This window comes from Flammeovirga sp. SubArs3 (genome assembly GCF_947387565.1).
GTDB lineage: Bacteria > Bacteroidota > Bacteroidia > Cytophagales > Flammeovirgaceae > Flammeovirga > Flammeovirga agarivorans.
The window spans coordinates 891030-903539 of sequence record NZ_CANDOA010000001.1 but is presented as its reverse complement, the minus strand read 5'-3'; the positions used below and the strand labels follow the sequence as shown (position 1 = coordinate 903539).

Genomic DNA, 12510 nt, shown 5'->3' with positions numbered 1-12510 from the left:
TTTAGAATGTTAAGTTGAAACCGAAGATGAACGTTCTTGGGTTAGGCATTGTTTGCCAATCTACACCTAGAATAGTACCGTCGTATAAGTAAGAAGTGATTTCAGGGTCATAACCTGTGTAGTTCGTTAGTAAGAATAAGTTTCTACCCGTCGCGTATACATTTAAGTATTTCACCTTCTTCATCCCTAGTTTAGCAGTAGGAACATTATACGATAATGTTACAGTAGATAATCTTAAGTAACTACCATCCTCAATCACTCTATCATTAATTAGGTTATTGTAACCGTCTGTGTAACCATAACCCACTCTTGGGTTATTACCGTTTGTATTAGATTCTGACCAATTGTCTTGATAAACGTCTCTTCTAACGTTGTTACTGTTCCACATCGGATCTGGGTAACCATAGAATGCCATTCCAGAATTTAATAAATCGTTGCCATAAACTCCTGTAAATAGTACCGCTAAACTTAAGTTTTTATACGATGCGTTAAGGTTGATACCATAGTTGAATTTAGGATTTGGATTACCGATTGTCGTTCTATCATCTGGTGTAATTTTACCATCACCGTTCTGATCGACAAAACGTACATCACCTGCTTTTACTGGTTTATCATTGATTGGAGCACCTGCTGCAGCTTCTTCTGCTGACTTATAAATGCCATTCGTCTCATATCCGTAGATTAATCCTAACTGCTCACCTACTACGAAAATGTTAGCTGGCGCCTTTAATACATAACCTGTTGCAATATTAGAACCTTGGATCATTTGTTCTGTTACTTCTTTACCATTCAAGAAGAATGTTGAAGGAGGAACACCTAAGTCAGTAATCACTGTTCTATTGAAAGAGATGTTACCACCTACTTCTAATTTAAAGTCGTTTTTGTCGTATGCTACTGTGCTTAGTGCAAACTCAATACCTTTACTTTCTAAAGAACCTCTATTGGTTAAGTAATTTCCGAATCCTGAAGAGTTAGGAATTTGTACTTGCTGTAAAAGATCATCTGTTTGTTTGTAATAGATATCTGTTACTAATGTGATTCTATCATCAAAGAAACCTAAATCGATACCAACGTTTGTTTGTGCCGTTGTTTCCCAAGTAATATTAGGGTTTTCAAAGTTAATAGGATTTGTTGTAGTAATTGTATTTCCATTGATATCTACATATCTACCTGTTGTATAACTTTGCCACGATCTGTAAGGAGGAACAGATTGGTTACCTGTTTGACCCCATCCTGCTCTTAATTTTAAGTTAGATAATGTCTTTAGGCCTTTCATCCAAGGTTCGTCCGAGATGTACCATGCCGTAGATAATGAAGGGAAGTAACCCCATTGTCTGTCAGGTCTAAATTTTGAAGAACCATCTGCTCTTACTGAAGCAGTAAGAATATATCTATTTTTAAAAGAGTAATTTGCTCTTGCTAAACCTGATAATACTGTGTAATCAGATCTTGTTTTTGAGAAAGGCATAATCACTGTTCTACCTAATTGAGGGAATTCAGTTCTGTATGTCTTGTTTCCGAAGTCAGCGACACCATAAACCTGATTATCTTGTAGTACACCATCGTAAGTAGCACCAATAGTAGTATTGATTCTATGCTTCTTATTGAAAGTACGGTTATACATCAATAAATTATCGATAGTAAATGCTCTACGATCTTGTGACGATTGATTGTACGTACCATTTGATCTGTCACCTCTTGTAGTACCTGGTCCATACCAAACTTCTCTATCTTTTAGACGAATATCTGCACCAGCTCTTAAGTTATAAGTAAGGTATTTATTGAACTTGTATTTCATGTTCAACGATAACTGAGAGCGAAGTTCTTCTGTAAGATCATCGGTACTTAACATTCTAGTTAGAGGTGTATTATTCGTATCCTCATTTTCAGTATCACCATCTGCTAGTGAACCTCCTTCTAATGGTCTAGACATGATTGCCTGAGTTACAATAGAAGCATTACCACCTGCAGATAAACCAGACTGAGAGTAAGAACCACTTGAATAATATAGTGATGATTTAATATTGAAATTAAACTTATCACTTACATTTCTACTGTAGTTAATTCTTAAGTCACCACCGTTAACGCTAGCAATAGATTGAAGACCTTGATTATTTCTATAGTTTGCAGCTATGTAATAGTTTGACTTCTTAGATCCACCACTTAGTGTTGCTCCCGCATTGTAGCTAACGGCTTGTTGATATACTTCATCTTGCCAATTTACAGACTTGAATACGTCTCCATTATTAAAACTAGAAACTTCTTTAGTTACTGGATCAATGTTATACATCGGACGAGTACCTTGTTGTAATTTGATCTCATTGATAAACGCGGCATACTCATGTCCATCTAAAACATCAATTTCTCTTTGGAATTGAGAAATAGAGGTATTGGCATAAGCAGTAACTTTCTCTGTTCCCTTCTCACCTTTTTTAGTAGTAATTAGGATAACACCGTTGGCTCCACGAGAACCATAGATCGCTGTTGCAGAAGCATCTTTCAACACCTCCATCGATTCAATATCTCTTGGGTTGATACCTGCCAGTCCATTCTGTGCACCCATAGCATATCCTTCACCACCTTCAAAAGGGCTACTCATACCTTCACCTGCAGTAGATACAATTACACCATCTACAACATAAAGTGGTTCGTTATTACCTCTTAATGAGTTGGTTCCTCGGATTTTAACGGAAGTAGCACCACCTGCGCTACCATCGTTACCAATCACTTGTACACCTGCAGAACGACCTTGTAAAAGTCCGTCTACGGTAGAGAATTGAGTTTTTACATCTGTCGATTCATCAATTTGGGTTAAGGAACCTGTTAAGTCTCTTTTTCTCATCTCACCGTAGCCAGTAACTACAACTTCCTCTAGTTGCTCTACATTTTCTTGCAAAGTCACTGTGATAAAGCTTTCATTGTTTACCGCTACTTCTTTAGTTTTCATGCCAATAAATGAGCAAACTAAAGTATCGCCAGATTTTGCTTGAAGGGAAAATTCACCGTTAAAATTGGTGATACCTCCAGAGTTGGTGCCTTTTACAATGACACTTACCCCAGGTAAAGATTCATTGTTGGCATCTTTTACCACACCTTTCAGTGTGAATTCATCCTGTGCTGTAATGGACATACTTACAAAACACAAGAATGCTGTTAAAATAGTAAATAAGTTAGTGTTCATTTCATCTAATCATCATTTTTCAAAAAGAGGGAAGCCTCATAAAGTAGGTAGAAAGAATAGTCATTGTTGTCAGATATTGAATAGATTCTTATAACTAGCCTACACTTCAAATATCATATATATTATTAGCGTATTCATTACACCTTTATACATAAAGTAGTACTTTATTGACTTTACCTTTTGGTGGCTGGAACAAAATCGTGTTTAAAAGAATTGTAAAATAGAATTGGTATTCTATACAATCTTAAAAAAATTTAAATTTCTTCACAAATACACGTACTATTAATCATAAAAAAACGGACTAAACTCTCTGATTAGCCCGTTTTTTAACATTTCATCCCAATACTAACGCAAGATCAATTTTGTTCTATTATGTTGATAACATAGAATATAAGCACCTCTAGGTAAATCCTCAAGATCAATCGATCCATTAACTACCTTTCTTGAAAATTTATTACCATTGAAAGCTATGACTTCGACTACAGCTCCCTCCTCAAGGTTAACTTGTACTTTTCCAATAGAGGGGTTGGGGTACACTATCCATTTAGAATGCTTAATATCCTCAGAAATACTCGTTACTTCATCCTCTGAATTGATCTGAATACAACCCATTAGATCACTACCAACTTTTGATATTTCATTTCCTAAAACATCTAATGTCGCTCTTGTAACGATCGGTGTCGCTGCACCTATCATACTAGAATTTGCAAAGACCATATATTCTTCTTTATCACTACTACCAGCATCTAATAAATAAGGATTATCATAGGTGTTTTTATCGTCTATTGGATAACCTGAAAACTCAATGCCAACTCCGTAAATATTGTTATTGACAAAATTGATTTTCTCTGCAATAACCACCTCAACACTACCATCAACTTGGAAGATATTATTGATCACATCCCACTCACTGTTTTCTGTAAATTGAATACTCTGTTTCTTTCCTTGGCTGGTATAATACGTATTGTGAAGAAAGGCATTCTCTGTTCCTTCAGCTGCATCTATCAATAACTCACCAAGGTTATCTACAAATAGATTATAGCTCAATTCTGATTGATAAAGCTTCCCTTCTGTTTTAATACCCGACGCTGTTACATGAATTAATGAATTGGCCGTAATCGTAGCACCATGGTTATCTTCTTCCAAAACAATTCCATTTCCCTGAATATCAATAAATGAATTAGCGGTTAAACTAAAGTCTTCTGTATTTCTCAAAATTACTGCAGTAGAGGACAACCCATCGAATGTACATCCCTCAATTTCAACGTTTTTCACTTTGCTTGACTTTCCATTGACTACCACTCCAGTACTAAGTCCTTTTAGTTCAATATTTTTTAATGAGACACCAGAAATAGGAAAATCATTCTGCTGAATATTTACACCATAAATGGCCCCTGTCAATGATAGGTTTTCAAATTCAATGTTACTTTGATCCTCAATTAGAAGTACTGTATTTGTACCTGAAGCCTTCACCGTTGCTAACCCTTCACCCCAATTCGTTACTTTGATTGGCTTATCCAGGGTTCCGTAACCGATAATTTGAAGTTGTCCTTGGTGAACACTTTCTGTTGACAACAGTATTTCATCTCCTGCAATAATTCTAGTATTTGATAATTGCTCTAATGATTTTAATGCTTGTTCTGGGGAAAACCCATCATTTTCATCATCTCCATTTACAGGATCAATATAAATTTTTTCTGGGTCTACTCTGTCTCCAACAATTTCATTTGAAGCGACCATATTGAATCCAATATTCCATGTTGAAATATTCTCAATATTATCTCCAAAATAATCCACAGGGCCAATATTTTCAATCATCTCTCCTGCCTTATTTAAAGGAGAAGTTCGTGACAAAATGAACCCTTCTGCCTCTACAGAAGTTTTATCCATTACCAAAGGATCTTCAAAAACTGCATGTTCACCAAAAGTGAATGATGGTTTCTCAGAAATACCAAAAAATGCATTATAATCTGCTGTATAAGCTGATGGTAAATCAAAAGTGATTTTGCCATCATGATAAAATAAATTGTTTCGTAACTCTACAGACGATTGATCACCGACAACTACATTTAAGTTTCTATTTATTGGAATATATACCGTGTTATTGAAGCCTTTAAAAGATGAATTTGAACCAATATTCCATAGTTTTCCATCAGCATCAAATAGTCCATCATTAATTGAGATATTAAATCGAGCAACAATATTTTGACCATCTTCAGAAGCAGACAGCACTCCTAATGCATTATTTACTGTTCTATTTCGATAGATATCCATGGAATTTTCCCCATCAAAAAGGTAAGCATAACCTTCATTGTCTAAAAATTCACCAGACTCAATTGTGATGTTTGATACATTCTTTGCTACTAGTCCGCTTCCTTTTGAGTTACTTACACTTACATTTTTAAAGCTCAAATTACTTAAGTTTCCATTATCAGGTACAAAAGAAAAGCCATGCCCTGCTGTATTAAAAATATGTATGTTTTCAAATGATAAATCATGATGATCCAATGCATTATTGAAAACACCTTTTATTGAAGGTTGAAGATTATTACCTTCTCCTTTTTCAATCTTAAGGTTTTGAATTTTTACATAATCAGCGTTTGTTAATGTTATTGCTGAAGTGGATGCATTCATCACAAGTGTAGGAGTTTCTTCTTCTGAAATTCCCGCAATGATTATTGGATTTTCTTCTGATCCACTTTTATTGATATTCAATTGAGCACCCTCAAAAACTCCTTTAAAAAATACTTTATCACCAGGCACTAGAGATAACTTATTTATCATTTCTAGTGATTTATAGGCTGCTTTAGGGTCATTCCCATAATTCGTATCATCTCCTCTTTCAGCATCTACATAAAATTGAGTCGGTAAGTCTCCTGAAGAGGTAACATTATATTCATAAGCACCTATTGTCGGTTTACCATTCGGTAAATCTTGCCCCCAATAATCTAGACCACCATTTTCATCTATTACTGCCCCTGTCCCTATCGTTGGTGATGTTGATTTGATCCTATAATCTCTATCCAATAAACTACCTGCATTTAATACCTGTGGATCTACTCCAACAACATCATTACTTCCATAAGGCATTGGTTTATTACTTTGTTGCAATTTTATATCATTTCCATAGAAATAATTGTAGTCGAAGTGAGTACCAATATCTCTTTTTTCATAATAGATTAATTCCCCATCGTTTATTACAATATTGTTTTTAAAGTGGGTATCCATTCCATAATCCATTAATATTCTTGTTGTTATATCCTCTCCAACATAAATGGTGTTATTGTAAATTTGAGTATTGACAGACCCTTCATTAGGTTCACCATTTCCGGCATATCCCGACATCCAGAAGATCACACCATACTGAGGTGATCGATCATTTTTAACTCTCCATCCATCATTTACACTAACATTATAGCGATAAATCGTATTGATATTTTTCCCTAGAATTTCTACAAATCCTCCTTCATTATCATAACTGTAATTGTATTGGATAAGTGTATTTTCATTCCCAATGTCAACATGTGCTCCACAAGAATCTTTTTTGCCTCTTGCTCGCATGAAATTGTTATGTTGGATAACAACATTTTTACAGTAAAGTGGCCAAATTCCACTCCCTCTACCAATCATTCTAGGGTCTTTGGTGGATCCTGTATAGTTTGTAGTATTTCCTTCTACTAATAGACCATCTATATGAATTGGTACTATTCCAGCTCCACCGATATCGTAGATGTTGTTATTTCTCAATACAAAATCTTTATGATATAAATAGGCTGCTTCTGTATTCTCTCTAGACCATCTCCCCGTTGTGATTGCTCTATATCCGATATCATAAATATCACAATCCTCCATAATCAACTTCTCGATGTATGTAGGGTTTTTAGAAGAAGTAGAAATGGTTAATGCTTGACCATTATAAGTGGGATCCCCGTCTTCATCTACTGTTGGTCCTTTTGGATAGATGTCATGAATTTTTAATCCTTTCAGCAAAAAATACTTTTCAATTTTTAAAGTTGATGTAATATATATTGCAGCCCTGTTGATGTCCGTTTTTTCATGATCATCTAAAGCATCACCTCCGTCATTAATAAATTCTAGATCAAGGATTTCATAGCCTGCTACATTATTCAGATAAATATTAGCTCTGTAACCTTGACCATTAATGATTGGAAGAATATCTCCACCATATTTTGTAATCACAATAGGTAATGCCTCTGTTCCACTGCCTTTTGGCTTGAGTTGTCCTTTATGTTCTTGTCCTGACTTTAGATATACATGATCTCCGGCAGATAAGGTGATCGTATTGACTTTCTGAAGTGATTTCCAAGGAGTCTTTTCAGATGTTCCATTATAGGTATCATTTCCATTTTGTGCATCGATATAATAATCTGTGGCATATAATTGACTTCCAAAAAAAAGGGAATGGACAAAAAATATGATAAAAAAATTAGTGGTAATTTTCATTTCATTCATCGTAATTAAAATTTAGCAAAAGGTAGTTGCTTTACTCATCTATGGCCCTTATTTCACTATTTTCAATGCTATATTGACTTCTTTATACAAAACAGCATTGTATGTACTTAATATTGGGCGTTATGTTCATCAGTGAGTCAAATATCGACGAAATAATTAGTGTCAATGAGACATGTATTCACACATACCAACACTATTTTGACATAATACAGATCGAAATAATTGATTTTTATCAAAATAGGTGCAAATTTGTAGATATTGGTATGTAACTATGAAATGACGAAATGAAATTACTTCAAAAGAAAATTACTCCTACTAACAGAAGTTTTGCCATTTATCGAAACCAAAAACCATGTTTGGATGAAGACTGGCATTACCATAGACAGTTAGAATTGATTTATGTAAACAAAGGCTCTGGACTACGCTTTCTTGGAGATCATGTTGGTGAATTTCAAGAAGGAGAGCTTGTATTAGTCGGCTCGAACCTTCCACACCTTTGGAAAAACTCTCCAGAATACTACAATAACCTCGGTTTGGAAACCGATACACTTATCTTACAATTTGAGCCTGAGTTCTTAGGTAAAGCTTTCTTTGAGTTGAACGAAACTGTACTTCTTAAGAAGCTTTTTGAGAAAGCAAATAATGGGCTTGAATTTAGGGATACCGCATTAAAGGAAGAGATTTTTCAGCTTTTATTAAAGTTGAATAAAACAACAGGCTTCTCAGGAATGCTTATTCTTATGGAAATTCTTCATAAACTATCTATTACTGACGATATCAATCAATTTGCAAGTAGTGGTTTTAGTGAAGAACTAAATGATAAGGATTCAGAACGCATCAATAAGGTATATCAATTTGTGTTAGATAATTTCCATAGAGAAATTCAGTTGTCAGAAGTTGCTGAACTTTCTTATTTAGGAATATCTCCTTTTTGTCGATTCTTTAAGAAAAGAACACATAAACCTTTCTCACAATTCTTAAATGAAGTAAGAATCGGACACGCCTGCAAACTACTGATTGAAAATGAGTTATCTATCAGTCAGATTACTTATTCTTGTGGTTTTAATTCACAGACCAACTTTAATAGACAATTTAAGAAACTGAAAAATGTAAGTCCGAGAGACTATCAAAAAATGCACTTAAGTGGGCAACTTTTAGAGTCAATGGTATAATCACCTTTTGACAAGTAATTTCAAATAAACATAATCAAATATATAAGGGAGACGATAATTAAATTTATCATCTCCCTTTTTCTTTTTGTCGTTACCTAAAGAACGATAAAGACAAAAGAGTACCCAAGGGGTACTCCTTTGATTGAATTACTATCTTTATCCGTAGGTAAAAACTAATTGTTTAAAGGATTTGCCACCGGCAAAATGTTATAACCATCCAGCTCTTTAGGAAGTACAGAGGGCATCATCATGTCTTGTATACCTTCTACAGACTTTGCCTTTTCTTCCAATTCTAGCCACACTTCATAATCTAGATCTTTAATGATTTTATTTATATCAGCTCTATATTTTTTTTCGTTCTTGTCTCTAGCTGCTAAATACTTATCTGGTAATTGACCAAATTGTTGTGCCGCTAATAGATCACTTTGGTATCGGTTATATGCAGCGATTCTCCACGCTCCTTGTTGCTCCTTGGATAACAAGAAACGCTTTCTCATATGTTTCATTTCGTTATCCAAAATATAGTTTTGCGTATCTCTTGCTAACTCTTCGTCCAGGTTACAGAATGAATATGTTAACCAATCCATTCTCTTTGGAGAACTGATAATTGCTTTTGGCGTTTCATATCCGATCACCACTTTATTCTTTCTTTTCACTTCAACGGTTACTGTCCCTATTTTCTTTGGAGCATAGAAAGCTGATATACCTTTTTTTGCTTCTCCCAAATACTTATTATTGCAGTAAACATCCGCAGGATAATTAAGAACTGTCACCACTTCTATACTATCTTGATCTTTGTCAGGGTACATAGACAAACTGGTTCTTACTTCAATGTCTGTATCTGCCCTTTGAGTACTGTTATAGCTTTTGTAAGAAGTAATTACGAATTCTTTTTCGATATTTTCGACGCCAGTTTTCCAAATATTTTTGTAGTACTTAAGCAATAAGCCATTTGCATATCCATGGTGCATTTCGGGGGCTAAATGTGACCCCTCTTCATAAAGATTCCAAGAACTTACATCTATAAAGTCTGCATCTCTAGAAACAGCTTTACCCAATAAATCTCTGAATCCTTGTGTTAGTTTTAAACTTTGTGATTTCAGGTACACATCTTTCTTTTTTAAGGTATAACTGAGTTTTGATTTCTCCGCGACCTTTTTATCATTTTCCTTTAAAATCATTTGTGTGCTTAACTGATCAGGAAATACATGCTGAATAAAAGGTCTTTTTCTTTGCTTACAGATTTTTCTAATACTTTCAACACCAGGGTCATAAAATTGAGAGTATTTTACACAAGATAGTGCTGGAAAATGATCTAATATTAAATGGTTGTAAGATACATTAGGAGGAAATGAAGAATGGTAAACTATAGAAATCGGAGTTCCTAACCTTTTCTCTATCTCATCATATTCCCCAGCGATTTTTTTGAAGATTGCTGGGTTATCCAAAAAATATTTTACATCTCTTTTTGGTATACATTCTTGAATAATCTTACTACTCTCTGTAGTAAAGACAACGATCTCATTTTTATTATTTCTTAACCACAGTTTAGAGTAGTTTGTTCTTTTAAACAACTGGTCTAACCTCTGGAAAGTCGTCTCTTTTAAATAATCCGCTCTCCTTTTGGTCCATTTTGGAAAGTTGATACATACAGAAAATTGGAAATCAATATCTTTTCGAGATGCAACGGTCACATACTCGATAATTACATCGATAAACCTATTAAGGTAATATTTATTGGCATCTACATTGACAAAAAATTTGAAGCCATCAACCCCCATACTTTTTGCAGTACGCATCTCGAATTCTACAGCTTCATTTAGTGGCATTGGATTGGTCATTTGAGATACTTGAGGGAGGTAACTTCTATACCGTCCTACAAGACTGTCTTCCTCTGTAGCCATTAATGTTTCATACCTCATCCCTTTAAGGTAGGATGTGGTATTACCATAATTGAGTATTGGATGATTTGTGGCAAATACCAATTTCTCTGTAAAGTAATTAGAGGTTTGAGCAATACTATTTGAAAGAGTAGTAAAAACTAATAGAAAAGAAAGTAAAATAATTTGTTTCATCGTCATAAAATTTAGTAAGTATAGATAGTAATTCGTTCACTTAAACACTTGAAATAGTGCTTTTATAAAACAGTAGAATACAGGTGCTGGTATATTAGTATTCCAGAGTATTTGGGATCAAAAAGTAATTGATTATTTATTTCAACTTGGAAGAAGGGTAGTACACCGATATCAAATCAGGCATACTATGTTATAATCATTTTGATAGTTTCCTCGTTGAATTCAAGAAATATTTCCAAATCAATCCCCTTTTGACTTCTATTATTTAATATATTTTAAAATTAGGTATATAATCTGCACACTTCTTTCCTTATTTACACCATAAGTAGTACGATATTGATATTTACATAATTGTACAATAAAAAAAGGATCAACCAGCGGTTAAATCCTTTTATCATAAACTTTCTTTGAATGAATATATACAATTTTAATTTTCAGTTTTCTTTTCAAACATTACCTTCCGGCCTTCCGCTTGCTTTACAGTTCGGTAATAATACAGTACACCGTTTTTTTGCATTCTAAACGCATACTTCCTGTTTCCAACTTTTGCAATGACTTGCTCATTTTCCATATGATAAGCAGTATTTACGATAGGTTGGTCATTCACTTTTATACTCACAATATTATCCGTAGTGAATGTCACTTCTAATGCATCTTGTAACCATTTTTTGGGACAAGACCATTTTCCTAAAATCTTATCTTTTGATAGCGTTTTAAGATCCCTATATTCTTCTAATTCTATCGCTAATTTTTTATTTACAAGGTCTATGGCTTTTCGATCTACCCCTAATTCACTAACATACAGCTCAGTGATTCTATTTACAGTGGTCTCATAAACATGAGGATAGTAAGTCCGTAACAACCCATGAGGTATTTTTTCAAAGGATAGTAATTCGCATTTCCCTTCTTTCTTTTCAATTTCTTTCTGGAAATTTTGACTCTGTTTGATGTCAATGGTATGATCATAAGTACCATGAACCAACAGCGTATATGGAATTTTGTTTGGTTTTAGATGATAAACAGCCGAAGCATTTCTCATGGTTTCTTCAGTGTCAATCTTATAGAGGTGTGCTGTTTTTTTATCTGGGAAAGATGATTTTTTAGGATCTCTTTTTGGAAGATCATATACTCCATTAATACCTATATATAACTTGCAATCTTTAACGGTTTGCATATATACACTTGACAATGGAGTTCCTGCAGATCCTCCCGTAAAACCCACTCTTTTCATATCAGCTTGATATAGTTTCGCTCTCTTCGAAAACCATTTGAAAGCGGCATCGATATCCTGCATTGCTTTTTCAAAAGTTCCATTTTGTAGTTTACAACGATAACCTATACCAACATGTATCACTTGGGTTTCATCTGTAATTGTTGCCGCAAAATCACCTACACTCGCCTCGGGTACTTGGGTCGTCGTTCCACCATTCCAACCGCCACCATGAACATTAAAAACTACCGGAAAAGGTCCTTCCCCTTCCGGTAGTAATATTGTTATTGGCAAGGCAAAACCATCTACAGTCTTTACAACCTCAGTTTTTACCTCATATGCCCAAGAATAAGATTGGAATAATTGAAATACTAAAAATAGCTTTAGAAATTTCATTGA

Annotated in this window: 5 protein-coding genes; 1 reads left to right on the top strand and 4 read right to left on the bottom strand. The window is 34.3% G+C overall.

Annotation, left to right across the window (positions count from 1 at the left end):
- Nucleotide 1: 1 nt before the first annotated feature.
- Both QL232_RS03330 and QL232_RS03325 read right to left on the bottom strand, forming a co-directional pair.
- On the bottom strand, nt 2–3181 hold the full coding sequence (locus tag QL232_RS03330; RefSeq protein ID WP_168882568.1) for a TonB-dependent receptor: 3180 nt from the start codon (nt 3179–3181) through the stop codon (nt 2–4).
- Between the two features lie 345 nt (nt 3182–3526).
- On the bottom strand, nt 3527–7645 hold the full coding sequence (locus tag QL232_RS03325; protein WP_281613073.1) for a right-handed parallel beta-helix repeat-containing protein: 4119 nt from the start codon (nt 7643–7645) through the stop codon (nt 3527–3529).
- A 293-nt stretch (nt 7646–7938) separates the two neighbouring features.
- Here QL232_RS03325 and QL232_RS03320 point away from each other — a divergent pair, with 293 nt between their 5' ends.
- A complete protein-coding gene (locus QL232_RS03320) occupies nt 7939–8826 on the top strand; it encodes an AraC family transcriptional regulator (protein WP_281613072.1) in 888 nt (295 codons plus the stop codon).
- Nucleotides 8827–8999: 173 nt separating this feature from the next.
- On the opposite strand, the gene QL232_RS03315 is transcribed toward QL232_RS03320, so the two are convergent.
- Complete coding sequence (locus QL232_RS03315; protein WP_281613071.1) at nt 9000–10901, bottom strand: endo-1,3-alpha-glucanase family glycosylhydrolase; 1902 nt, start codon at nt 10899–10901, stop codon at nt 9000–9002.
- Between the two features lie 427 nt (nt 10902–11328).
- On the bottom strand, nt 11329–12507 hold the full coding sequence (locus QL232_RS03310; RefSeq protein WP_281613070.1) for an alpha/beta hydrolase: 1179 nt from the start codon (nt 12505–12507) through the stop codon (nt 11329–11331).
- Nucleotides 12508–12510: the final 3 nt, after the last annotated feature.

Excerpts from the sequence above, each read along its gene's own strand:
- QL232_RS03320 (WP_281613072.1), top strand. The coding sequence starts at position 7,939 with ATGAAATTACTTCAAAAGAAAATTACTCCTACTAACAGAAGTTTTGCC.
- QL232_RS03330 (WP_168882568.1), bottom strand. The coding sequence starts at position 3,181 with ATGAACACTAACTTATTTACTATTTTAACAGCATTCTTGTGTTTTGTA.
- QL232_RS03325 (WP_281613073.1), bottom strand. The coding sequence starts at position 7,645 with ATGAAAATTACCACTAATTTTTTTATCATATTTTTTGTCCATTCCCTT.
- QL232_RS03310 (WP_281613070.1), bottom strand. The coding sequence starts at position 12,507 with ATGAAATTTCTAAAGCTATTTTTAGTATTTCAATTATTCCAATCTTAT.
- QL232_RS03315 (WP_281613071.1), bottom strand. The coding sequence starts at position 10,901 with ATGAAACAAATTATTTTACTTTCTTTTCTATTAGTTTTTACTACTCTT.